Annotated in this window: 22 protein-coding genes; 10 read left to right on the forward strand and 12 right to left on the reverse strand. The window is 72.3% G+C overall.

What is annotated here, in order from left to right:
• Window positions 1–285 precede the first annotated feature (285 nt).
• The 4 genes from ABB07_RS10100 to miaA all read right to left on the reverse strand — a co-directional run bounded on the left by ABB07_RS10100 (window position 286) and on the right by miaA (window position 5580).
• A complete protein-coding gene (locus tag ABB07_RS10100; RefSeq protein ID WP_208898407.1) occupies window positions 286–2514 on the reverse strand; it encodes a RelA/SpoT family protein in 2229 nt (742 codons plus the stop codon).
• A 283-nt stretch (window positions 2515–2797) separates the two neighbouring features.
• On the reverse strand, window positions 2798–3673 hold the full coding sequence (gene dapF / locus ABB07_RS10105) for a diaminopimelate epimerase (RefSeq protein ID WP_208898408.1): 876 nt from the start codon (window positions 3671–3673) through the stop codon (window positions 2798–2800).
• 57 nt (window positions 3674–3730) lie between these two features.
• Window positions 3731–4270 carry a hypothetical protein gene (locus tag ABB07_RS40715; protein ID WP_425264808.1) on the reverse strand — a complete coding sequence of 180 codons (540 nt, stop codon included), beginning with the start codon at window positions 4268–4270 and terminating at the stop codon, window positions 3731–3733.
• Window positions 4271–4641: 371 nt separating this feature from the next.
• On the reverse strand, window positions 4642–5580 hold the full coding sequence (miaA, locus tag ABB07_RS10115; protein ID WP_208898409.1) for a tRNA (adenosine(37)-N6)-dimethylallyltransferase MiaA: 939 nt from the start codon (window positions 5578–5580) through the stop codon (window positions 4642–4644).
• 183 nt (window positions 5581–5763) lie between these two features.
• Here miaA and ABB07_RS10120 point away from each other — a divergent pair, with 183 nt between their 5' ends.
• Window positions 5764–6063 carry a hypothetical protein gene (locus ABB07_RS10120; protein ID WP_208898410.1) on the forward strand — a complete coding sequence of 100 codons (300 nt, stop codon included), beginning with the start codon at window positions 5764–5766 and terminating at the stop codon, window positions 6061–6063.
• A gap of 24 nt (window positions 6064–6087) precedes the next feature.
• Window positions 6088–6393 carry an antitoxin gene (locus ABB07_RS10125; RefSeq protein WP_208898411.1) on the forward strand — a complete coding sequence of 102 codons (306 nt, stop codon included), beginning with the start codon at window positions 6088–6090 and terminating at the stop codon, window positions 6391–6393.
• A gap of 136 nt (window positions 6394–6529) precedes the next feature.
• Here ABB07_RS10125 and ABB07_RS10130 read toward each other — a convergent pair whose 3' ends face one another.
• Both ABB07_RS10130 and miaB read right to left on the reverse strand, forming a co-directional pair.
• The gene (locus ABB07_RS10130; protein ID WP_208898412.1) at window positions 6530–7243 is read right to left on the reverse strand and encodes a class III extradiol dioxygenase subunit B-like domain-containing protein; all 714 of its coding nucleotides are present in this window, start codon (window positions 7241–7243) and stop codon (window positions 6530–6532) included.
• 361 nt (window positions 7244–7604) lie between these two features.
• On the reverse strand, window positions 7605–9134 hold the full coding sequence (gene miaB, locus ABB07_RS10135; protein ID WP_208898413.1) for a tRNA (N6-isopentenyl adenosine(37)-C2)-methylthiotransferase MiaB: 1530 nt from the start codon (window positions 9132–9134) through the stop codon (window positions 7605–7607).
• A 115-nt stretch (window positions 9135–9249) separates the two neighbouring features.
• On the opposite strand from miaB, the gene ABB07_RS10140 reads away from it, so the two are divergent.
• Entirely contained in the window at window positions 9250–9675 is a 426-nt protein-coding gene (locus ABB07_RS10140; RefSeq protein WP_208898414.1) for an SRPBCC family protein, read from the forward strand.
• Between the two features lie 52 nt (window positions 9676–9727).
• On the opposite strand, the gene ABB07_RS10145 is transcribed toward ABB07_RS10140, so the two are convergent.
• Window positions 9728–10018, reverse strand: a complete 291-nt coding sequence (locus ABB07_RS10145; RefSeq protein WP_208898415.1) for a hypothetical protein — start codon at window positions 10016–10018, stop codon at window positions 9728–9730.
• Between the two features lie 139 nt (window positions 10019–10157).
• Here ABB07_RS10145 and ABB07_RS10150 point away from each other — a divergent pair, with 139 nt between their 5' ends.
• The gene (locus ABB07_RS10150; RefSeq protein ID WP_244189308.1) at window positions 10158–10787 is read left to right on the forward strand and encodes a protein-L-isoaspartate O-methyltransferase family protein; all 630 of its coding nucleotides are present in this window, start codon (window positions 10158–10160) and stop codon (window positions 10785–10787) included.
• 15 nt (window positions 10788–10802) lie between these two features.
• Here ABB07_RS10150 and ABB07_RS10155 read toward each other — a convergent pair whose 3' ends face one another.
• Together ABB07_RS10155 and ABB07_RS10160 are read right to left on the reverse strand one after the other, a co-directional pair.
• On the reverse strand, window positions 10803–11555 hold the full coding sequence (locus tag ABB07_RS10155; RefSeq protein ID WP_208898416.1) for a PP2C family protein-serine/threonine phosphatase: 753 nt from the start codon (window positions 11553–11555) through the stop codon (window positions 10803–10805).
• A 217-nt stretch (window positions 11556–11772) separates the two neighbouring features.
• On the reverse strand, window positions 11773–13104 hold the full coding sequence (locus ABB07_RS10160; RefSeq protein WP_208898417.1) for a cytochrome P450: 1332 nt from the start codon (window positions 13102–13104) through the stop codon (window positions 11773–11775).
• 167 nt (window positions 13105–13271) lie between these two features.
• Here ABB07_RS10160 and ABB07_RS10165 point away from each other — a divergent pair, with 167 nt between their 5' ends.
• From ABB07_RS10165 to ABB07_RS10175, 3 genes are all read left to right on the forward strand, one after another.
• On the forward strand, window positions 13272–13631 hold the full coding sequence (locus ABB07_RS10165) for a DUF6204 family protein (protein ID WP_208898418.1): 360 nt from the start codon (window positions 13272–13274) through the stop codon (window positions 13629–13631).
• 44 nt (window positions 13632–13675) lie between these two features.
• Entirely contained in the window at window positions 13676–14119 is a 444-nt protein-coding gene (locus tag ABB07_RS10170) for a MarR family winged helix-turn-helix transcriptional regulator (protein WP_208898419.1), read from the forward strand.
• 207 nt (window positions 14120–14326) lie between these two features.
• Window positions 14327–15769 (forward strand): hypothetical protein, encoded by a 1443-nt coding sequence (locus ABB07_RS10175; protein ID WP_208898420.1) that lies wholly within the window; start codon window positions 14327–14329, stop codon window positions 15767–15769.
• Window positions 15770–15901: 132 nt separating this feature from the next.
• Here the strand turns inward: ABB07_RS10175 and ABB07_RS10180 are convergent, their stop codons facing one another.
• On the reverse strand, window positions 15902–16330 hold the full coding sequence (locus tag ABB07_RS10180; RefSeq protein WP_208898421.1) for a pyrophosphohydrolase domain-containing protein: 429 nt from the start codon (window positions 16328–16330) through the stop codon (window positions 15902–15904).
• Window positions 16331–16517: 187 nt separating this feature from the next.
• On the opposite strand from ABB07_RS10180, the gene ABB07_RS10185 reads away from it, so the two are divergent.
• A complete protein-coding gene (locus tag ABB07_RS10185) occupies window positions 16518–17516 on the forward strand; it encodes a TAXI family TRAP transporter solute-binding subunit (protein ID WP_208898422.1) in 999 nt (332 codons plus the stop codon).
• Between the two features lie 240 nt (window positions 17517–17756).
• Here the strand turns inward: ABB07_RS10185 and ABB07_RS10190 are convergent, their stop codons facing one another.
• Window positions 17757–19160 (reverse strand): sensor histidine kinase, encoded by a 1404-nt coding sequence (locus ABB07_RS10190; protein ID WP_208898423.1) that lies wholly within the window; start codon window positions 19158–19160, stop codon window positions 17757–17759.
• 9 nt (window positions 19161–19169) lie between these two features.
• Entirely contained in the window at window positions 19170–19856 is a 687-nt protein-coding gene (locus tag ABB07_RS10195; protein ID WP_208898424.1) for a response regulator transcription factor, read from the reverse strand.
• A 288-nt stretch (window positions 19857–20144) separates the two neighbouring features.
• On the opposite strand from ABB07_RS10195, the gene ABB07_RS10200 reads away from it, so the two are divergent.
• Together ABB07_RS10200 and ABB07_RS10205 are read left to right on the forward strand one after the other, a co-directional pair.
• The gene (locus ABB07_RS10200) at window positions 20145–20924 is read left to right on the forward strand and encodes an amino acid ABC transporter ATP-binding protein (protein ID WP_208898425.1); all 780 of its coding nucleotides are present in this window, start codon (window positions 20145–20147) and stop codon (window positions 20922–20924) included.
• A gap of 99 nt (window positions 20925–21023) precedes the next feature.
• Complete coding sequence (locus ABB07_RS10205; protein ID WP_208898426.1) at window positions 21024–21857, forward strand: glutamate ABC transporter substrate-binding protein; 834 nt, start codon at window positions 21024–21026, stop codon at window positions 21855–21857.
• Window positions 21858–21871 lie beyond the last annotated feature (14 nt).

Below are 21871 nucleotides of genomic sequence, written 5' to 3' on the forward strand. Positions count from 1 at the left end.
AGCCTGCTGGCCGAGGGCCGGCAGCCTCCTGAGCGAGGGCCCGGCGCTCCCTGATCCCGGTTCGGCAGCCCTCTGGACCAGGGCAGCTTCTGATCCCACCTGCGGCGCCCGGCCGCGTACCGAGCGCGCCGTCAAGCCCCGGCGCTCCTCACTCGCCTCCAGCACTCCCCGGTTGCATCCAGCGCCCCCGCGGCGCATCCAGCGCCTCCGGTCGCGACCGGAGGGCCCCCGTCGCGTCGGAGCGCCTCCGGTCGTGTCCGGAGCGCCCCGGTCGCACCGCGCCCCTCAGGCGCCCGGGGCCTGGTGCTGGGCGCGGGCCACGTCGTAGACGCCGGGGACGTCCCGCATGGCGCGCATCAGGGCCGGGAGGTGGGCCGCGTCGGGGAGCTGGAGGGTGTAGGTGTGCCGTACCCGCTGCTGGCTGGGGGGTTCCACGGTCGCCGAGACGATGTCGGCGCCCGCCGAGGAGATCGCCTCGGTGAGGTCGGCGAGCAGATGGGGGCGGCCGAACGATTCAGCGACCAGGGTGACCCGGCATTCGGTGGTGTCTCCCCAGCGCACACCGATCTCCGCGCGCCCCCTGCCCTTCATGTGCGCCACCGCGGCGCACTCCACCCGGTGCACGGTCACGGCTCCTCCGCGTACCGCGAAACCGGTGATCTCGTCGGGCGGCACGGGCGTGCAGCAACGGGCGAGCCGTACGGCGGCCCCCGGCCGGTCCACGAGGACGTCGGCGCCCCGCGACCGTGCCGAGGTGCCCTCGGCGGGGGGCGCGTCCGCCGGTCGGGACGCGGCCGTGCCCCCGATCGCGTCGGTGCGCCGTGCGGGGGCGGTGGCCTCGGTGGTCTCGGCGCGGGTGCCGGTCATGTCCGCCGTGCCGGTGCCGCCGCCCGGGTGTGTCGCCAGCCAGCGCTGGATGGCGATGCGGGCGGCCGGGGTGTGGGCGTGCTCCAGCCATTCCCGGGAGGGCTCGGAGGCCGGGTCCTGGCCCATCAGGAGCTGGACGCTGTCGCCGTCCCGCAGCACGGTGCTGAGGGTGGCCAGCCGGCCGTTGACGCGGGCGCCGATGCAGGCGTGTGCGTCCTCGCCGTACTGGGCGTAGGCGGCGTCCACACAGGTGGCGCCCTCGGGCAGGCCCAGCGTGCCGCCGTCGGGGCGGAAGACGGTGATCTCGCGGTCCTGGGCCAGGTCCTCGCGCAGGGTGGACCAGAAGGTGTCGGGATCGGGGGCGGCCCGCTGCCAGTCGAGGAGCCGGGAGAGCCAGCCGGGACGGGTGGGGTCGGCCCGCTCGCCCTCGGCGGGGGCGGGAGCGTCGGAGGCGGGGGCGTAGGGGTTGCCGAGGGCGACGACGCCGGCCTCGGCGACCTTGTGCATCTGGTGGGTGCGGATCAGGACTTCGACGACCTGGCCGTCGGGACGGGCGACGGCGGTGTGCAGCGACTGGTACAGGTTGAACTTCGGTACGGCGATGAAGTCCTTGAACTCCGAGACGACCGGCGTCATACAGGTGTGGAGCTCGCCGAGGACGCCGTAACAGTCGGCGTCCTCGCCCACCAGCACGAGCAGGCGGCCGAAGTCGGTGCCCCGCAGTCGCCCGCGCTTGCGGCCCACGCGGTGGACGGACACGAAGTGCCGCGGGCGGATGAGCACTTCGGCCGGGATTCCGGCCTCGCGCAGCACCCCGCGCATCTCGTCGGCGACCTCGGCCAGGGGGTCGTCGGGGCGGGCGGCGTTCTCGGCGATGAGGCGGCGTGTGTGGTCGTACTCCTCGGGGTGCAGGATCGCGAAGACCAGGTCCTCCATCTCGGTCTTCAGGGCCTGCACACCGAGCCGTTCGGCGAGCGGGATGAGGACGTCGCGGGTGACCTTGGCGATCCGCGCCTGCTTCTCGGGGCGCATCACGCCGAGGGTGCGCATGTTGTGGAGGCGGTCGGCGAGTTTGATCGACATCACGCGCACGTCGCTGCCGGTGGCGACGAGCATCTTGCGGAAGGTCTCCGGCTCGGCGGCGGCTCCGTAGTCGACCTTCTCCAGTTTCGTGACGCCGTCGACGAGATAACGAACCTCCTCGCCGAACTGTTCCCGCACCTGCTCGAGCGTCACATCGGTGTCCTCGACGGTGTCGTGGAGCAGAGAGGCCGTCAAGGTCGTGGTCTCGGCGCCGAGTTCGGCGAGGATCAGGGTCACCGCGAGCGGGTGGGTGATGTACGGCTCACCGCTCTTGCGCATCTGGCCGCGGTGCGAGGACTCCGCGAGGACGTAGGCGCGGCGCAGCGGGTCGATGTCCGCGTCGGGATGGTGGGCGCGGTGCGCCTCCACGACATGGCCGATGGCGTCGGGCAGTTTGCCGCGGACGGCGGGGCCCAGCAGCGCGGCCCGGCCGAGTCTGCGCAGGTCGATACGGGGGCGGGACTTCCTGCGGTCCGCTCTGGGCACCGCGGGGGCGGTGGTCGCCGCGGACGCCGTGGGCGCTACCGGGCCAGGGCTCGCAGGGTTCGTGGCCTCCGCACTCATGGGCACCTCCGGCTCGTGGACCGGCGGACGGGGCCCCAGGGCGTACGCGGCTCAGGGATGGCGACGTTCCCCCGTCCGTGCCGGTGCTTGATGCTACCGAGCCCATCACGTGCGACCGACCGCCTCTGACCCAGCGTGAAACGGATCACCCATTCGAGCGACGAGAAGGAGGTTTAGGGTTTCCGCCAACCGTCTTGGCCTCGACCGCGGTTTCGAACACCACCGGTCGCGCGAAACCGCTGATCCAGGAGCCGGGGACCGTGCCAGCCGTGGTGACGCCGGGTCAACGGAGGGCGTTTTCCAGCCATTCGCCGTCGATCTCGCCCTCGGCGACGATCACGGCGGGTCCGGTCATCTCGATCTCGCCGTCGGGCCGCTCGGTGATGACGAGGCGGCCGCCCGGCAGGTCGACGGTGTACGTGGCCGGGGTGCCGGTGACGGCCGGGTCGGCACCGTCGCGCCGGGCGGCGGCCACGGCGACGGCGCACGCGCCCGTGCCGCACGAGCGGGTCTCGCCGGAGCCGCGCTCGTGCACGCGCATGGCGACGTGACGGGGGCCCCGGTCGACGACGAACTCGACGTTGACGCCGTCGGGGTAGGCGGCGGCCGGGCTGAACGGCGGCGGGTCGTACAGGTTGCCGGCCTGCGCCAGGTCGTCGACGAAGGCCACCGCATGCGGGTTGCCCATGTTCACGTTGCGGGCGGGCCAGGTGTGCTCGCCGACGCTCACCGTGACCTCGCCCTCCGGCAGGCGGGCGCGGCCCATGCCGACGGTGATGTCACCGTCCTTCGCGATGTGGACGGTCTTCACCCCCGCGCGCGTGGCGATCGCGAGGTCACCTTCGCCCACATGTCCGGCGTGCTGGAGGTAGCGCGCGAACACACGGACTCCGTTGCCGCACATCTCGGCGACCGAGCCGTCGCCGTTGCGGTAGTCCATGAACCACTCGGCCTCGGCGGCCATCCCCGTGGCCTCGGGGTGGGCGGCGGACCGTACGACGTGCAGCACGCCGTCGGCGCCGATGCCGGCGCGGCGGTCGCAGAGGACTGCCACGGCGGCCCGGGTCAGGTCCAGGGCGTTGTCGGGGTCCGGGACGATCACGAAGTCGTTCTCGGTGCCGTGGCCCTTGAGGAAGGGAATCCGCGTGCGCGTGCTCATTCCTCGATCGTAAGGGACGGCGATGCTTCGCCGTCGCCGCGCCCTTTCAGGTGCGTGCTAGCGGAGCCTTGCCACGCGCCACACCGCGAGGACGACCACCAGGGCCACCAGGAGGACGTACCCGAGTACGACCCGCCAGTCCGGGCGGCGGGCCGAGCCCCGGGCCGGCAGGCCCGGCCATGTGTAGCCCACCCTGCGGGCCGCCATCATGCCCCAGCCCGCCGCGCACGAGCAGATCAGCAGGCCCAGCATCGCGATCACCGCGCCGCTGTCGCCGAAGTCGAAGGCGAGCGGGAAGGCGAACATCAGGGAACCGACGGCGGACAGTCCCACGATGGGGGCGAGCTGCCAGAGGCGGAGCCTGCGCTGGGGGCGCAGCTCGACCTCGACCTCCGGGCCGCTCTGGTACATCTCCTCCGGCTCCGGCCCGTCGTCGGTCACGCCGTCCGGCGCCTCGTCGGGGCCGTCATCGGTCAGCCGGTCTTCGGTGAGCGGGTTGCCGGGGAGGCGGTCGTCGGGGAAGCGGTTCTCGGTGAGCCGCTCCTCGACGGGCCGGTCACCGGCGAGGCGGCCGGCTACGAGCCGGTCCGCGGTCAGCCGGTCTTCGACGAGCCCGTCCTCGGCGAGCCGGTCGGCGGTGAGGCGATCGTCGGTGAAACGGTCCTCCGCCGACCGGTCCTCGGGGTGACGGGCCTCCGGCACCCGGTGCTCGCCCAGGTCGTCTCCGCTCAGGGGCTCGACCGCCGGTCGGGCCTCGCCCGGACAGTCGTCGGTCAGACGGCCGCCGCGCCGGTCCGGTTCGTCACCGGCGGTGGTGACGTGCTCGGCACTTTGTGCGGTGTCGCGAGGGCCGGCCTCCATCGCCACGCGCCCTCCCAACTAGGCTCCACTTGGTCGATCGAAGCTCGATGATGGCACGGCACCGAAGGCCGGGATGACCGGCGGCGCATCCCGATGCCATGACGTGATCAGGCTGTAACCGGTCGTTCGACCAACGCCAGGGCCTGCTGCGGAAGTTCCCTGCGATCGGCCACGGCCCCGCTCAGCCAGTGCACCCGGGGATCACGCCTGAACCAGGAATCCTGACGGCGCGCGAAGCGCTTGGTCGCGCGGACGGTCTCGGCCCGCGCTTCCGCTTCGGTGCACTCCCCCGCGAGCGCCGCGAGCACCTGCTGGTAACCCAGCGCACGCGACGCCGTGCGCCCCTCGCGCAACCCCTCCGCCTCCAGTGCGCGGACTTCGTCCACGAGGCCCGCCTCCCACATCCGGTCGACACGGCGCGCGATGCGCTCGTCCAGCTCCGGGCGGGCCACGTCGACTCCGATCTGGACGGTGTCGTACACGGAGTCGTGACCCGGCAGGTTGGCGGTGAACGGCCGGCCGGTGATCTCGATCACTTCCAGCGCCCGGACGATCCGGCGGCCGTTGCTCGGCAGGATCGCGCGGGCGGCCTCGGGGTCGGCGGCGGCCAGCCGGGCGTGCAGCGCGCCCGGGCCGCGCAGCGCCAGCTCCTCCTCCAGGCGGGCCCTGACCTCGGGGTCGGTGCCGGGGAACTCCAGGTTGTCGACGGCGCCGCGCACGTACAGGCCGGATCCGCCGACCAGGACCGGCCAGCGGCCCTCGGCGAGCAGTGCGTCGATCCGGGCCCGGGCCAGCTTCTGGTACTCGGCGACGGACGCGGTGACCGTCACGTCCCAGATGTCGAGCAGGTGGTGCGGGATGCCGCCACGCTCTTCGAGCGTCAGCTTGGCGGTACCGATGTCCATCCCCCGGTACAGCTGCATGGAGTCGGCGTTGACGACCTCCCCGCCGAGCTGCTGGGCCAGAAAGACGCCCAGATCGGACTTTCCGGCCGCGGTGGGACCGACGACGGCGATGACGCGGGGAGTGGAGGGTGCACTGCTCACCGCACCAGTCTCGCAAACCTCCTGGCGGCGTCTCGAACGAGTTACGTGACGGGTGGGGTCCCGAGTCGTTGCCCGTGGCGAGGTACCGCCCTCCGGTCCGCCGGAGGCGGTGACCCGGGCGGCGCAACCGTACGCACCGGGTAACGCGGGAATTCGCCCGCACGAGTACCGTATGGAGTGGATATGGGCGTTTTTGCACGACTCCTCGGCAGGTCGAAGGCGACTCCGGAGGCGTCTGCCGCCGAGGCGCAGACCGGCGCGGAGCCGGCAGGGGCCGAGGCGGAGGAAGCGGAGTCGGCGGAGGCGACGGCGAAGGCGACCGGGTCGGCGGAGACGGAGGATTCGGCCGGGGACGGGAGCGCGGACGGCGCGGCGCGGTCCGACACCGCGGCGGACGACGCGTCCGACGGCTCCGGCATCCCCAAGCAGCAGTCCGCCGACGAGGCCGCCGACAACGAGGCCGACGAGGGCGCCCACAGGTAACTGGCCCGCGAGGGAAGGTGGACCATGGGTCTGTTGGACAACATGAAGGCCAAGCTCGGCCCGGCCAAGGACAAGGTGTCGGACCTCGCGCGACAGCACGGGGACAAGGTCCAGCACGGTCTCGACAAGGCAGCCAAGGTCGTGGACGAGCGGACCAAGCACAAGTACAGCGACAGGATCCAGGCGGGCACCGGCAAGGCCAAGGAGGCGATGGACCGCCTCGCCCACAAGGAAGGTCCCGGCCCGGACAGGGCCACCGGCCCCGGTCCGGCGACGGCCGGCGATGCGACGCCCCCCACCCGCCCGGAGGGCCCGCCACCGGCTTCATGAGCCTCCTGAACGGCGTGCGTCCCCATGGACGCGGCCGAATGGCGCACGATTCGGCGGACGGTCGTGGAGCACAACGGCTCCCGGCCGTCCGCCGTTTCCCCGTCTGCTTGCCCCTTGCTCCGGACTCCCCTTCCCCCTAGGACCAGGTCGCCACCAGGTACCCCACCCCGTACGGCGCTTCCTCGTACAGCAACGCACCGCTGAGATCCGCGCCCTCGGCTGCGCCGGCCAGGACCTGCCAGGGTGCCCGGCCGGAGGCCTTCAGCTCGTGTGCCAGTCCGGCGTCCAGGGCCTGGACGGCCGTCACGTCCGCCGCGCCCAGCGCCCGCGCGACCTCCGCGTCGAAGGGCGCCGCCCGCTCGTCCAGGTAGCCCGGCGCCTTGACCGTGCGGCACGCGCTGGCGTCCCCCATCACCAGCAGCGCCACGCGCCCGGCCCTGGCACCGGTCGCCCTTCCGAGCTCGGTACACCGCTCCGGCGCGAGCCGCTCCCCGACACCGAGTCCCTCGATCGGGGCATCCGCCCAGCCGGTCCGCTCCAGCAGCCAGGCGCCGACGGCCAGCGACGGCGGCAGCTCGCCCTCGCTCACGGTGTCCGCGGCGGCGCCCAGGCGTACGTCCACGGCGACCCCGAAGCCCCGGAAGGACCCCGGGGTGCCCTGCGGAAACGTTCCGTACCCGCTCTGCCCGGCCGGTCCGACCACCACCAGCAGGTCCGGACGGGCGGCCGCGAGCACACCGAGCGCGTCGGTGCAGGCCGCGCGCGCGGCATCCATCTCGGGAGCGGCGCCAGCGGCCACATCCGGCACGAGCAGCGGCGGGCAGGGACAGACTGCGGCGGCGACAAGCATGATCGGCAGGGTACGCCGTACGACAGCCGCCGACCGAGTCTCGCTTTTCCTGCCGGTGTGGCACGTCTTTCCTGCCGGTGTGGCACGTCTCGGCCGGTGGGCTACTCCCGGCCGGTGTGGCCGGCCCCGCCGACCGCGCTACCCCCCGCCGGTGTGGCTGGCCCCGCCGACCGCGCTACCCCCCGCCGGTGTGGCCCGTCCCCGCCCGTGTGGCTACTCCCTGCCGGTGCAGTACTCCCCGCCGACGTGGCCACTCCCCTCCGGTGGGGTACTCCCGGCCGGTGTGCTGCCTGTCGGTGTGGCTGCCCGTCGTGTGGCCGGTCCCAGCCCTGTGGCGGGTCCGCCCGTACCCCGGCGGGCCTCAGTCGCAGCCGCAGCCGCTGCCCGTGGCGACCGGCAGCGGGGCCGGTACGCCGATCTTCGGCAGGCCCAGCATGACGCCGGCCGGTTTGGCGGCCTCGGCGGCGTTGCGCTTCTCCCAGGCGTCCCCCGCGCGCGTGCGGCGCACGGAGAGGACGGGGCCCTCGGCGAGGAGGTGGTGCGGGGCGGCGTACGTCACCTCGATCGTGACGACGTCGCCGGGGCGGACCTCCTGCTCCGGCTTGGTGAAGTGGACCAGCCGGTTGTCGGGGGCACGGCCGGAGAGCCGGTGCGTGGCGCCGTCCTTGCGGCCCTCGCCCTCGGCGACCATCAGCTCGAGCGTGCGGCCGACCTGCTTCTTGTTCTCCTCCCAGGAGATCTCCTCCTGGAGGGCGACCAGCCGCTCGTAGCGCGCCTGGACGACCTCCTTGGGGATCTGGTTCTCCATGGTCGCGGCCGGGGTGCCCGGGCGCTTGGAGTACTGGAAGGTGAAGGCCTGCGCGAACCTCGCCTCACGGACCACGTGCAGCGTCTGCTCGAAGTCCTCCTCGGTCTCGCCGGGGAAGCCCACGATGATGTCGGTGGTGATCGCGGCGTGCGGGATGGCGGCCCGCACCTTCTCGATGATCCCGAGGTAACGCTCCTGCCGGTAGGAGCGGCGCATCGCCTTCAGGACCGTGTCCGAACCGGACTGCAGCGGCATGTGCAGCTGCGGCATCACGTTCGGCGTCTCGGCCATGGCGGCGATGACGTCGTCGGTGAAGTCACGGGGGTGCGGGGAGGTGAAGCGGACCCGCTCCAGGCCCTCGATGGCCCCACAGGCGCGCAGCAGCTTGCTGAAGGCCTCGCGGTCGCCGATGTCGGAGCCGTACGCGTTGACGTTCTGCCCGAGCAGCGTGATCTCGGAGACGCCCTCGGCGACCAGGGCCTCGATCTCGGCCAGGATGTCGCCGGTGCGGCGGTCCTTCTCCTTGCCGCGCAGGGCCGGGACGATGCAGAAGGTGCAGGTGTTGTTGCAGCCGACGGAGATCGACACCCAGGCCGCGTAGGCGCTCTCGCGCCGGGTCGGCAGGGTGGACGGGAAGGCCTCCAGCGACTCGGCGATCTCGACCTGCGCCTCCTCCTGCACGCGCGCGCGTTCCAGCAGGACCGGCAGCTTGCCGATGTTGTGCGTGCCGAAGACGACGTCCACCCAGGGCGCCTTCTTCACGATGGTGTCGCGGTCCTTCTGCGCGAGGCAGCCGCCGACCGCGATCTGCATGCCGGGCCGCGAGGCCTTCTTCGGCGCGAGCCGGCCGAGGTTGCCGTACAGCCGGTTGTCGGCGTTCTCCCGCACCGCGCAGGTGTTGAACACGACCACGTCGGCGTCCCCGTCCGACCCCTCGGGGGCGCGCACGTACCCGGCGTCCTCGAGCAGGCCGGCCAGCCGCTCGGAATCATGGACGTTCATCTGGCACCCGTAGGTGCGCACTTCGTAGGTCTTGGGTGCGTGAACGTCCACTGCGGGGCTCCGGTCGCTGCTGCTGGTCATGCGTCAAGGGTAGGCGCTGTCGGAAGGGCCCTGTCCCGGCTCGTCTCCCGTCCCGCCGGGCGCGCACACTGTAAGCGGAAGGCCATGCGTCATGAGCTGCACACGGAGGTGAGCCATGAGCACCCTCGAGCTGCATGTCGACGTCGATGTCCCGGTCGACAGAGCCTGGGAGACCCTGCACCGGGTGGAGAACTATCCGCGCTTCGTGCAGGGGGTGCGGGGCGCGCGTACGGAGGCCGGGGGCCGAGCGCACCTGGACCTCGAGGCAGGCGGCCGGGCCCGGGAGGTCGAGGCCGCGGTGACGGACCGCGGGGAGCACGTGATGGAGTGGCTCACCACGAGCGCTCCCGAGCTGACGGGTTCCTTCTCGGTCCAGCCGATCGACCAGAACCACACCCGGATCCAGGCACGGCTGGAGTACGACCCCGGCACCGTACGGGACGCCTTCGGCGGGCCGAAGGGGTTCGCCCAGACCAACGCGATCGAACGGCTCGTCCGCAGCGATCTGGAGCACTTCAAGGAGTACGTCGAACGCGGGTGAGTGGCGCGAAGGCGGCGGTGGGCGCGACGGCGCCGGGCCTCCGGCAGGCCGGTCAGGTCTCCATCACGGCATCGCAGTCCGGGCAGACCACGGCCGCGTGCTCCTCGGGGTACCACGGCCCTCCCGGGTGTTCGGAGGGCTTCCAGCCGGCCGTCTCCATGGCGAAGGTGTCCTTGCCGCACAGGGTCCGCGGTCCGGTGGTCGTGTGCGACCCCGGCGCCGCCGGTGCCGCGTGCACCTTGCGGACGCGCCGTTCCGCGCCGCTCGCCGGTCCCGCGGAGGATCCGACGGGTGCGCGTGCTCCGCCCGGTCTGTCGAGTTCGTAGACGACGATCTCGCTCATGTCTCCACCGTAGGCGTCGCCACCGGATGGTGTGGTGAACCAGGCCGTGAACTCCATACCCGGAGGATCCATACCTGAAGGATCTGTACCCGGAGGATCCATACCGGGAGGCTCCGCACCCGGAGGACCGGACGATCTCGTGCGGGCCCTCGTGGCCGCCGGGATCAGGGACGAGCGGCTGCTCGCGGCCGTGCGGACGACGCCCCGCGCGGAATTCGTCCCGGCGGATGAGCTGTCCGCCGCCTACCGGGACGTGCCCGTCGCCATCGGGCACGGGCAGGTCACCACGCAGCCCTCGCTGTCCGCCTTGATGATCGAGGGCCTCGATCTGACCGGGAACGAGCACGTCCTGGAGATCGGTACGGGTCTGGGCTTCCAGACGGCCCTGCTCGCGCGGCTGGCCGCGGACGTGGTCAGCATCGAGATACGGCCGGACACGGCCCGCCACGCGCGCGTGAATCTCGCCCGGCACGGGGTGCGGAACGTGGAGCTGCGTGTCGGCGACGGCAGCGGCGGTGTGCCGGACCGGGCTCCGTACGACGCCGTCCTCGTGTCGGCCGCGTTCCCGGAGGTACCCGCACCGCTGGCCGCCCAGGTGCGCCCGGGTGGCCGCCTGGTGCAGCCGATCGGGCCGGGCGGGCGCGAGCGGGTGGTGTGCTTCGAGGGCACCGCAGCGGGACTGGCACAGGTGCGGGTCCTGGCCTCGGCCTGCTTCGTACGGTTGCGCGGGCGCTACGGCTTCCCGCCGGACGAGGCGGGGTGGCGCTGAGGTTCTCCCTGGTCGTCAGTCGTCCGCGACGCGTACGACCGCCAGCGTGATGTTGTCGGGACCGCCCGCGGCGATGGCGGCCTTCCACAGCTCGAAGGCGGCACGGCCGTCGTCGTGCTCCCGCATCACCTCGTCGAGCACGTCCGCCGGCAGCGGGTCGGTCAGACCGTCGGTGCAGATGAGGTAGCGGTCGCCGGGAGACAGGGGCTCGGCCGTCACGTGCGGGTGGACGGCGCGGTAGGAGGGGCTGCCGCCCAGGCACTGGGTGACGATGGGCGTGGTGCGCTGCCCCGGCTCGAGCGGGGGGTTGTCGTCGACGCTCACCTGACGCAGCCCGTCGTCGCGGGAAGCCGCGTAGACCCGGCTGTCGCCCACGTTGAACGCCAGCAGCGAGCCGGGCCGCACGACGACGCCGGCGACCGTGGTGCCCATCGCGGCGAGCTCGGTCTCCATCTCGCCGCCCGCGGCCGCGTACACGGCGCGGTTGCAGGCGTTCAGGGCGTCACGTACGGCGTCCTCGCCGCTCAGCGTGGGGCCGACGGCCGCCATCCGGCGGGCGACCAGGGCGCTGGCCAGGTCGCCGCCGGGGTGCCCGCCGAGCCCGTCGGCCACGGCGACGACGAGCGGCGTACCGAACGGGAACACCAGGGTCTGCGGACTCTCCGTCACCGTGGCGCACAGGGTCCACGGCCCGGCCACGAGGCTGTCCTCGTTCCGTTCGCGGACCAGCCCGGGATGACTCAGCGCGCTCACCGCCACGTACCGCATGGAACGCCACCGCCTTCCCGGACGGGCCACAGCGGTCGGACGACTCGCTGCCCGCGGCTCCAGGGTAGGCGCTCGCCGGGAGCGCCGGGCCGCGTCGACGTACCCCCGCGGCCCGCCCCCGCATGTTCCGCTGTCGCCCGTCCGCCCCGTCGCCCTGGCAGCAGCGCTTCCGTGCCCCGGGCGGCCGGACGCCGGCTGTCCGGCTGTCCGGTTCGGGTCAGGTGAGTGGCGGAGCCAAGGACGCGGTGGCGGGGCCGTCGGGACGGACGGTGATGCCGTACTGCGCCTTGACGGGCGTGGAGTGGAAGGACAGCGTGTGGACCGGCAGCAGGTGTTCCAGGAGAATGGTCGATTCGCGCAGTGCGAACTGGGCGCCGAGGCAGGCGCGGGGGCCGATCCCGAAGGGGACGTAGGCGCCCGGGTGGGCGGGCCGGCCGTCCGGGACGAGGAAGCGCCGGGGGGCGAACTGCTCGGGATCCGGCCACAGTTCGGGAACGCGGTGCGTGAGGTACGGGCAGACCAGGAGGTCGGTCCCGGCCGTCACGGTGTACCCGGCGAGGATGTCGTCCTCGGTGGCGTGGCGGGGCAGGATCCAGGCGGCGGGGTACAGCCGAAGCGTCTCGTGGACCAGGGCCTGCACGGCCTGGCGGCGTTGCGCCGAGCCTTCGCCGCCGGCGGTCAGGGCTTGCTCGCGGGCGCCGGGGCACCGGTCGAGGAGCAGATAGAGCCAGGTCAGGGTGGTGGCGGTGGTCTCGTGCCCGGCCGCCAGCAGCGTGACCAGCTCGTCGCGGATCAGCCGGTCGGTGTACTGCGGGTGCGCGGCGGCGGCGTCGACCAGGACGTGCAGCAGGCCCGGGCCGTCGGGCCCGGCCGTCCCGGCACGGGCGGTGTCGATGGCGTGCCGGGCGACCGCGTCGATCCGGGCGAGATCGGCGGCGACGGCTTCCTCGGCGTCGGTGGCGTCCGCGGGCAGCGTCGGAAGGGCGGCCGCCACGGCGGTCACGGCGGCCAGCTCGCGCTCGGTCCCGTCGTCGAGGGCGTGCCCGGTCAGCGAGCGCCAGATGGCGTCGAGGGCGAAACGGCGCATCTCGCGCATGACATCCAGGGTCTGCCCTCTGCGGGCGTATCCCTCCCAGCGTGCGGCGGTGGTCCGGGCGGCCTCGGTGATCCGCTGTTCGTAACGGCGCATTCCGGTACCGGTGAACTGGGGCTGGAGCAGGCGCCGTTGCCTCTTCCATGCCGCGCCGGTGGCGGCGAGGACACCGTCGCCGATCAGCAGCCGGGCGCGGTGGGAGCGCTTGACGTACCGCTCGGGGTGCCGGGCGAGCACGTGCTGGACCGCCTGCGGGTCGGTGACGAGGACGGTGCGCGCGGTCCCCTGCCGGAACGCGCCGACGCCGCCGCAGCGCTCACGTACCTGGGACAGCAGCTCCACCAGTTCGCCTCCGGCCGAACGCCACCGCTCGACGAGCGCGGGCTCGGCCTCGGGCACCGGCTGTCCCGTTTCCGGAAGGCCGGGGAGGGAGCCGGGACCGGCTTCGACGTCCATGTGCGCTTCTCCCGGGTTCTCTTCTCGGGGTTCTTCTCAGGATTCTTCTGGGGCTCTCTTCTCGCCGTCACGGACTGTACGGGACGTGCCACAGTGCGCGACACCCCATCACCGGCGCCCCCGAAACCCGGTGGAGGCAGGAAGCCCGCCACCCCTAGGGTCACGCCATGACCACTCGCACTTTCCGGATCACCGTCCGCGGCACCTTCGACGGCCTCACCGACACGCACCGGGCCGAGCTGCTGGCCGACGCCGCCGAACACGACGTGCTGCGCGCGGCGTTCACCGCCGAAGGCACCCTCACCTACGACATCGCCGCCCGGCCGGCCTTCGTCTTCCGCTTCTCCGACACCGGGGAGGAGGAAGCGGACATCTTGGAGGCCATCGAGCGGGCCGAGGGTGCGGCGAAGGCCTGGCTGACCGAACGCGGCTACGGCTTCAAGAACCTCCGCTCCACCGCCGAGGACCTCTCCCAGGCGCGGATGGGCAAGCGGCAGCGGCGCGCGGCGCGTTCGAACGGGGCATAAACTTGAGTACTCAAGGAGATGACAATGAGATGGCGTGAGCGGCCATGAGCGATGCCCTGGACGTGACACTGCGACTGGTACGCGCCCAGGCGGCGCTCGTGCGGCGCTTCGACTCCCGGCTGGGCGGGCTGCACGGCGTGAGCCTCGCCGACTTCACCCTGCTGCTACGACTGAGCCAGGCGCCCGGCGGCCGTATGCGGCGGGTCGACCTGGCCGAGGCACTGGGTGTGACGGCTTCCGGGGTCACGCGCGGGCTCGCGCCACTGGAGCGGATCGGTCTGGTCACCCGTGAGGCGGATGCGCGGGACGCGCGCGTGGCCTACGCATCGCTGACCGGGACGGGCCGACGCCGGCTGAGGGAGATGCTCGTGACGGCCGAGGAGACCGCGGCCGAGCTCTTCGCCGCCCCCGCGTTGAGCGCCGAGGACATCACTCGGTTGTCCTCCCTGCTGACCCGCCTCGGCGGCACCGGCCTGACCGGCTCCTGACCGCAGCCGCGTGACCGGTTTTCACCCCGCCATGACGCGAACTCGCCGTGGCGCAGGACACCTTGGGATGTGGCCGAATTGTGAGGGGGCCCTGCGCACAGTCATGGCATGATCATGCCCCATCCCGAGTTACCGGCCGGTTCTACCACCAAGTAGCCCGCTCGCGCGGTACCTCCCTGCCACCCCCCACTCCACACAGGACCGATCATGCGCAGACGCATGCGGCACAGACGTGCCCTGCTGCCCGCCTTCGCCGTGACCACCCTCTTCCTCGCGGCGGCCTGTTCCTCGTCCGCCTCGCACGCCGGACCGTCGGCGACCACCGGGAACGGCCGGCAGGTCGAGGTCGCCGACGGGCCCGCCGACGGCACGGACCACTCACTCGCCGTCGCCGCCGCGCCCACCACAACGGCTGCCACCACCACCGCGACCGCCTCGGCGGGCCCGGCCGGCTCCGGGCGGCGGGCACACAGGACGGCACTCGCCATCGGCTCGTACGACAGCCGCACCCGGCGGGCCGTACTCACCGACAAGCCCGCCCGGCACGGGAGTTCAGCCCCCTCCTCACCGGCGGCCGCGCCCACTGCCTCCGGCGCCCCGCACCGGGCCGCCGTAGGCGATGTGATCGCCAGCGCGCCCGCGCCCGGGGCGCCGGACGGGCTGCTCGCCAAGGTCACCAAGGTGATCGGCGAGAGGGACGGCGGCACCGAGGTGCAGACGGAACCGGCCACCCTCAACGCGCTGCTCGGCGACGACACGGCCAAGGGCGCCGTACCGGTCGACCCGTCCTCCTTCACCGTCGACAAGCTGCTGCCCGGCGTGAAGGTGTCCTGGGCGACGGCCGGTCACCTGCACGCCGGCCCGAAGGGCGCCACGGTGCCACTCGGCAGCCTCCGGCTCGACCTGAGCGCCGACCTGCCGACGGCCCAGGACGCCCCGGCCACCGCGACCGCCTCGGTGCACGGCTTCGTCCAGGTCGCCCCGCAGGTCGACTTCGCCTACGGCGGCGCCGGCAGCGACGCCCCGCCCGGCTCCGCCTACCTCGGCGTCTCCGGCGACTGGAGCTCCGGCTGGGCGGTCAAGGGCCGGGCCGCCGCGGCCACCGGCGCCCCGCTGCGGATCCCGTTCGCCAAACTGCACGCCGACCCCGTCCTCCAGGTCGGCCCGGTTCCTGTCGTCGTCGACCTCGACCTGACCGCGTACGTCCAGATCAGCGGCGACGGACGGGTCACCGTCGACGTCGAGCAGGACCTCAAGGGCGACTTCAGGGCGGGCGGCACCTTCGGCCCGGCCAGGGGCTGGACGCCGGTCAGCTCCGCGGACATGAAGAGCACGCCCGTGCGCGCCTCCGTCACCGGCGCCGGGAACGTGAAGACGGCGCTCGGCGCCGAAGCCTCGGTGGGCCTCTACGGCACCGTCGGCGTCACCGCCGACCTGGCCCCGTATCTGCGGGGCGAGGCCTCCGGCACGGTCACCGCCCTCACCGGCGCCGGGGCGAAGACCGCCGACGCCTGGGACGTGTACGGCGGGGTCGATCTGTCCGGAACCCTGCGGCTGCAGCTGTCCGTCTTCGGCACACCCGTCATCCAGCGGAGCATCCCGCTGGGCACCCTGAACCGCGAGTGGAAGCTGGCAGGCGGCACGCTCTAGACGACCGACACCGGCCCGGCCGGACCGCGGGGCTCGGCTCGGACCGCCGCCTCAGGCACCGAGCTCGGCCACCGGGCACGGCTCGGGCCACCGGGCTCGGCTCGGGCCACCGGGCTCGGCTCGGACCGCCGGTCAGGCGCCCGGATCCGAGGCGGCGCGCCGCGCCGCCGGTATCCAGCCCTGGCCGCGCAGGACGGACGACACGTCCGGCGCCCGGTAGTGCTCGCCCTTGAGGACCTTGCCGTCGGCCCGGCGGTCGACCTGTCCGTCCGGGCCGAGCTTGCTCATGTTGGCGCGGTGGATCTCGGCGATCACCTGGTCCAGGTCGATGCCGTGCACCAGTGCCGTGCCGTACGCCACGTAGACCACGTCCGCCAGTTCGTGCGCGAGCTTGTCCAGCGGGCCGTCGACCGCGACCTCGGCCACCTCCGCGGCCTCCTCGGCGAGCAGTTCCCCGCGGTGGGCGGCCAGTTCGGGGTCCACCTCCGTCGGCCTGGTGCGGGCGTCGAGGCCGAAGGCGAGGTGGAACTCTCGGACGAGGTCGGCGGGCGAAGTGCTCATGCGACGACTCTAACGGCCACCACTGACACAGCCCTCGGCCCTCGTGCCCGTCCCGGATCACCCTGCTGTCCACCCCGATTTCCCCGCTGCCCGCGCGGCGTGCCCGGGTGACGCGCCGGGCCGGTTCACGCCCCGGAGTGACCCCGGCGCTGGTCAGCGTCGCGCCCGGCCTGGCAGGATCGCCCGCATGTCCAAGGTGTTCCCCCGTATCAGCAGGCGCCGGGCGCTGCCGGCCGCGGCCGCCGGTGCCGTGGTGCTCGGGCTGCTGCTGTGGTGGCTGCTGCCGCTGGGCGACAAGCCGCCGAGCGGGACGATCGTCTTCAGCACGGGCACGCCCCGGGGGGTCTACCAGGAGTACGGCGAGCGGCTTCGCGCCGAGTTCGCCAAGGACATGCCCAACCTCAAGGTGAAGCTGCTCAACAGCGCCGGCTCGCAGGAGAACGTGCAGCGGGTGGCGACCGGCAGGGCCGACTTCACCATCGCGGCGGCCGACGCGGTGGAGGCGTACGAGCTGCGGCAGGGCAGCGGCGCCGGGCGGCTGCGCGGGGTGGCCCGGCTCTACGACGACTACGTGCACCTCGTCGTGCGCAGTGACTCAAACATCAGGAATGTCGCGGACCTGCGGCACAAGCGGGTGGCGACCGGGCTGCCCGACTCCGGGGTGCGGCTGATCGCCGACCGGGTGCTCAAGGCCGCCGGCATCGACCCCCGCAAGGACATCACCCCGGTCGCGGACGGCATCGACACCGGGCCCGACCAGCTGGAGCAGCGCCGGATCGACGCGTTCTTCTGGTCGGGGGGCCTGCCCACCAAGGGACTCGTCGCGCTGGCCCAGAAGTCCGCCTTCAAGTTCGTGCCGATCGAGGGCGACCTGGTCACCAAGCTGCACGGCCAGGGCGAGGAGGCGCGCTACTACCGGGCCACCAATATCCCCGAGTCGGCGTACCCGGCCGTACAGCAGGGCAACGAGGTCCCGACGATCGCCGTGTCCAACCTCCTGATGACCCGCGCGGACATGGATCCCAGGCTTACCGAATGGGTGACCCGCACGGTCATCAAGAGCCGCGACGGCATCGGCGCCCATGTCCACTCCGCCCAACTGGTCGATCTGCGCACCGCCATCTACACCGATCCGCTGCCCTTGCAGGAGGGCGCCCGGCGCTACTACCGCTCGGTGAAGCCCTAGCCCGAGCGAGGCGGCCTGCAGCAGCGGCCCCCGGGCCGGGGAGCATGCGTCGGCGGGAGTGAGCCGGGACCACCGCACCCGGGCCATGACCGGCTCCCCCTGGCAGCGACCCGGCCGTCGAGCCCGGTTCGCCACACGGTGCGCCGCCCGCCCCCCTGTGACTCGGCCCCCCTGGGGGCACGCATCCGGTGGCGAGGGCCCCGCCCCTGGCCCGGGCTGCCATGCCCCTCGCCCTCCCCGTCAGGCTCCCCCGTGCCGAGGCACGGTCACCGTCACCCGCAGCCCCCGCGGCTCATGGTGGGCGTAGTCGATCGAGCCGCCGCCGGCCGTGAGCAACGCGCGGACGATGGACAGGCCGAGGCCCGAACCCTTGATGTTCTGATGGCGCCCGCTGCGCCAGAAGCGGTCGCCGACGCGCGCGAGTTCCTCGTCGGTGAGGCCGGGCCCGGTGTCGGTGACGACGACCGTCGAGCTGTCGCCGTCGGCGGCCACGGAGACCTCCACCGCGCCGCCCTCGGGGGTGAACTTCACGGCGTTGTCGATCACCGCGTCCAGGGCGCTGGACAGGGTGATCGGGTCCGCCCAGCCGGTGGTGGGCGGGCAGTCCCCGGTCAGCCGCACCCCCTTGGCCGCGGCGGCCGGAGACCAGGCGGCGATCCGCTCCTCGGTGAGGGCGCCGATGTCGGTCAGCGTCAGGTCCGCCTCGGCGTGCTCGGCCAGCGCCAGGTCCAGCAGGTCGTCCAGGACCTGCGCGAGGCGCTTGCCCTCGGTGCGGACCGAGGCGATCTCCTCATTGTCCTCCGGCAGTTCCAGTGCGAGCAGTTCGATGCGCAGCAGCAGCGCCGAGAGCGGGTTGCGCAGCTGGTGCGAGGCGTCCGCGACGAAGGCGCGCTGCTGCTCCAGCACCTCCTCGACGTTGTCCGCCATCTCGTTGAACGAACGGGCGAGCCGCCTGAGTTCCGGCGGTCCGCCGCCGACCGCGACCCGCGACTTCAGCCGTCCGGTGGCGATGTCGTGGGTGGTGGCGTCCAGGACTCGTACCGGTCTGAGCACCCAGCCGGTCAGCCGCAGCGCCGCGCCGACGGCCAGCAGCATCGCCGCGATCTCGCCGGCCCCGATGATCAGCCAGCCGCGCAGGACCCGCGAACGCATCTGCCCGGTGGGCGAGTCGGTGACCACGACCGCCACGACGTCCCCGTCCCGGATCACCGGGGAGGCCACGATCAGCCGGGTGTGCTGCCAGGGCCACACCTGCCGCGGGTCATGGCTGCGCCGGCTGAGCAGCGCCTCCTCGAACGCCTCCCGCATCTCGCCCCTCGGCGGTACGAACCAGTCGTCGGGGGCGTTGGCCATCGCCGAGCCGTTGCGGTAGAAGACGCCCGCGCGGATGCCGTAGACGCCGTAGTAGCTGCCGAGTTCGCTGCGCAGGGCCTCCAGGCGCTCGTCGGTGCTGGTGCGGCGGGACCCGCTGGGTCCGTCGGTGACGAACTGGGCGAGCGCCGCGAAACGTGCCGTGTCGTCGATGCGGTCGACGACGACCTTCTGCTGCTGTGCGGCCGCCAGGCTGATGGCGAGCGGAAGCCCGAGCGCGAGGAGGACGGCCGCCATCAGGATGATGAGCAGCGGCAGGAGCCGTGTGCGCACCCGTCCCCGCTAGGCGGCCGGGGCGACGAGCCGGTAGCCGACGCCGCGTACGGTCTCGATCAGCGCGGGCATGCGCAGTTTGGCGCGCAGGGAGGCGACATGCACCTCCAGGGTGCGGCCGGTGCCCTCCCAGCTGGTGCGCCAGACCTCACTGATGATCTGCTCCCGCCGGAAGACCACTCCGGGGCGCTGTGCGAGCAGGGCGAGCAGGTCGAACTCCTTGCGGGTCAGTTGGATGACCGAACCGTCCACGGTGACCTGCCGGGTGGGCAGTTCGATGCGTACGGGACCGAGGCGCAGGGAGCTGTCGCCGCCGGACGCCGGGTCCTCGTGGACGGTGCGCCGGCTGACGGCGTGGATACGGGCGAGCAGTTCCCCGGTGTCGTAGGGCTTCACCACGTAGTCGTCTGCGCCCAGGTTGAGCCCGTGGATGCGGGAGCGGACGTCGGAGCGGGCGGTCACCATGATCACCGGGGTGCTGGTGCGCTTGCGGATCTTGCCGCAGACCTCGTAGCCGTCCTGGTCGGGCAGGCCCAGGTCGAGCAGGACCACACCGAAACCGTTGCCCTCGGGGACGAGCGCCTGCAGGGCCTCCTCGCCGCTGCGCGCGTGGGTGACGTCGAAACCGTGTCGCGCGAGTACGGCGGACAGGGCCGCGGCGACGTGGTTGTCGTCCTCGACGAGCAGCAGTCTCATCCGGCCCCCTCCGGTTCAGCGGTCGTACGGTCTGGGTTCGCGTGCGTCGTACGGCTCACGCGCGCGTGCACCATGGCAGTGACGCCGATGGAGAAGGACGGCGTCAAGAGGGTTCCGGTTGCCCGCCGCTTCCGTTATCCGGCCGATACGCGTATCGGCGGCACATGCTACGACACGTGTCCGATTGCTATCGGATCGTGATGCTCAGATCTCCCTCAGATGTGATGACGCAGGTCACAGCCCCTCACTACTGTCCTGCGAAACCGAGGAGGACGGAGCCCGAGAGCGATGACCAATGTATCGGTGACCAAGGAAGACACTGTGGTCACGTCCGACGAACTGGTCGTCCTGAAGAGCGTCAACAAGCACTTCGGCGCGTTGCACGTACTCCAGGACATCGACCTGACGATCGCCCGCGGCGAGGTCGTCGTGGTCATCGGGCCCTCCGGGTCCGGGAAGTCGACCCTGTGCCGCACCATCAACCGCCTGGAGACGATCGACTCGGGCACCATCACCATCGACGGCAAGCCGCTGCCCCAGGAGGGCAGGGAGCTGGCCCGGCTGCGGGCGGACGTCGGCATGGTCTTCCAGTCCTTCAACCTCTTCGCGCACAAGACCGTGCTCGAGAACGTGATGCTGGGCCAGCTCAAGGTCCGCAAGGCGGACAAGAAGCAGGCCGAGGAGAAGGCCCGGGCCCTGCTCGACCGGGTCGGCGTGGGCACGCAGGCCGACAAGTACCCCGCCCAGCTGTCCGGTGGCCAGCAGCAGCGCGTCGCCATCGCGCGAGCACTGGCGATGGGTCCGAAGGTCATGCTCTTCGACGAGCCGACCTCCGCCCTCGACCCCGAGATGATCAACGAGGTCCTCGAGGTCATGCAGCAGCTCGCCCGCGAGGGCATGACGATGGTCGTCGTCACCCACGAGATGGGCTTCGCGCGATCGGCTGCGAACCGCGTGGTGTTCATGGCCGACGGCCGGATCGTCGAGCAGGCCGCGCCCGACCAGTTCTTCAGCAACCCGCGCAGCGACCGGGCCAAGGACTTCCTGTCCAAGATCCTGCACCACTGACGGCGCAGGACCCGCCCCACGCCCTGGGTTGGCTTTCCCAACCCGCGGGTCGCCTTTTCCAACGGACCTCGTTCCGCACCACTTCAAAGGATGTTCACCATGAAGCTCCGCAAGGTCACCGCCGCCTCGGCCGTCGTACTCGCGCTCGCCGTGGGCGCCACCGCGTGCGGCGGCGGCAAGAAGGACGACAACGGCTCCGGCGGCGGCAAGAAGATCGCCATCGGCATCAAGTTCGACCAGCCGGGCCTCGGCCAGCAGACCCCGCAGGGCTACTCGGGCTTCGACGTGGACGTGGCCACCTATGTCGCCAAGAAGCTCGGCTACAGCGCGAACCAGATCGAGTGGAAGCAGTCGAAGAGCGCCGACCGCGAGACCATGCTGCAGCGCGGGGACGTCGACTTCATCGCCGCCACCTACTCGATCACTCCGCAGCGTGAGCAGAAGGTCGACTTCGCGGGACCGTACCTGCTGGCCCACCAGGACGTGCTGCTGCGCGCGGACGACACGAAGATCAAGTCTCCGGCTGACCTCAACGGCAAGAAGCTGTGCTCGGTGGCCGGCTCGACCTCGGCGCAGAACCTTCACGACAAGCTGGCTCCCAAGGCCGACCTCGTGACGTACCCGACCTACTCGGCCTGTCTGGGCGGCCTGCAGAGCGGCGCCATCGAAGCCCTCACCACGGACGACTCGATCCTCGCCGGCTACGCCTCCCAGGCCCAGTTCAAGGGCAAGTTCAAGCTGGGCGGCTTCAAGATGACCAACGAGAACTACGGCATCGGCGTCAAGAAGGGCAGCCCCCTCAAGGACAAGATCAACAAGGCCCTTGAGGAGATGGTCTCCGACGGCTCGTGGGAGGCGGCCGTGAAGAAGAACTTCGGCCCGGCCGACTACAAGAACGAGCCCGCCCCGAAGATCGGCGACATCAAGAGCTGAGGCAACGCCCCGCC

It is taken from the genome of Streptomyces incarnatus (genome assembly GCF_001027185.1).
GTDB classification, from domain to species: Bacteria; Actinomycetota; Actinomycetes; order Streptomycetales; family Streptomycetaceae; genus Streptomyces; species Streptomyces puniciscabiei.

What these genes read in the sequence shown, in the direction of transcription:
- ABB07_RS10100 (WP_208898407.1), bottom strand. Translation starts at nt 2,514, where the DNA reads ATGAGTGCGGAGGCCACGAACCCTGCGAGCCCTGGCCCGGTAGCGCCC.
- dapF (WP_208898408.1), bottom strand. Translation starts at nt 3,673, where the DNA reads ATGAGCACGCGCACGCGGATTCCCTTCCTCAAGGGCCACGGCACCGAG.
- ABB07_RS10120 (WP_208898410.1), top strand. Translation starts at nt 5,764, where the DNA reads ATGGGCGTTTTTGCACGACTCCTCGGCAGGTCGAAGGCGACTCCGGAG.
- ABB07_RS10125 (WP_208898411.1), top strand. Translation starts at nt 6,088, where the DNA reads ATGGGTCTGTTGGACAACATGAAGGCCAAGCTCGGCCCGGCCAAGGAC.
- ABB07_RS10130 (WP_208898412.1), bottom strand. Translation starts at nt 7,243, where the DNA reads ATGCTTGTCGCCGCCGCAGTCTGTCCCTGCCCGCCGCTGCTCGTGCCG.
- miaB (WP_208898413.1), bottom strand. Translation starts at nt 9,134, where the DNA reads ATGACCAGCAGCAGCGACCGGAGCCCCGCAGTGGACGTTCACGCACCC.
- ABB07_RS10140 (WP_208898414.1), top strand. Translation starts at nt 9,250, where the DNA reads ATGAGCACCCTCGAGCTGCATGTCGACGTCGATGTCCCGGTCGACAGA.
- ABB07_RS10145 (WP_208898415.1), bottom strand. Translation starts at nt 10,018, where the DNA reads ATGAGCGAGATCGTCGTCTACGAACTCGACAGACCGGGCGGAGCACGC.
- ABB07_RS10155 (WP_208898416.1), bottom strand. Translation starts at nt 11,555, where the DNA reads ATGCGGTACGTGGCGGTGAGCGCGCTGAGTCATCCCGGGCTGGTCCGC.
- ABB07_RS10160 (WP_208898417.1), bottom strand. Translation starts at nt 13,104, where the DNA reads ATGGACGTCGAAGCCGGTCCCGGCTCCCTCCCCGGCCTTCCGGAAACG.
- ABB07_RS10165 (WP_208898418.1), top strand. Translation starts at nt 13,272, where the DNA reads ATGACCACTCGCACTTTCCGGATCACCGTCCGCGGCACCTTCGACGGC.
- ABB07_RS10170 (WP_208898419.1), top strand. Translation starts at nt 13,676, where the DNA reads ATGAGCGATGCCCTGGACGTGACACTGCGACTGGTACGCGCCCAGGCG.
- ABB07_RS10175 (WP_208898420.1), top strand. Translation starts at nt 14,327, where the DNA reads ATGCGCAGACGCATGCGGCACAGACGTGCCCTGCTGCCCGCCTTCGCC.
- ABB07_RS10180 (WP_208898421.1), bottom strand. Translation starts at nt 16,330, where the DNA reads ATGAGCACTTCGCCCGCCGACCTCGTCCGAGAGTTCCACCTCGCCTTC.
- ABB07_RS10185 (WP_208898422.1), top strand. Translation starts at nt 16,518, where the DNA reads ATGTCCAAGGTGTTCCCCCGTATCAGCAGGCGCCGGGCGCTGCCGGCC.
- ABB07_RS10195 (WP_208898424.1), bottom strand. Translation starts at nt 19,856, where the DNA reads ATGAGACTGCTGCTCGTCGAGGACGACAACCACGTCGCCGCGGCCCTG.
- ABB07_RS10200 (WP_208898425.1), top strand. Translation starts at nt 20,145, where the DNA reads ATGACCAATGTATCGGTGACCAAGGAAGACACTGTGGTCACGTCCGAC.
- ABB07_RS10205 (WP_208898426.1), top strand. Translation starts at nt 21,024, where the DNA reads ATGAAGCTCCGCAAGGTCACCGCCGCCTCGGCCGTCGTACTCGCGCTC.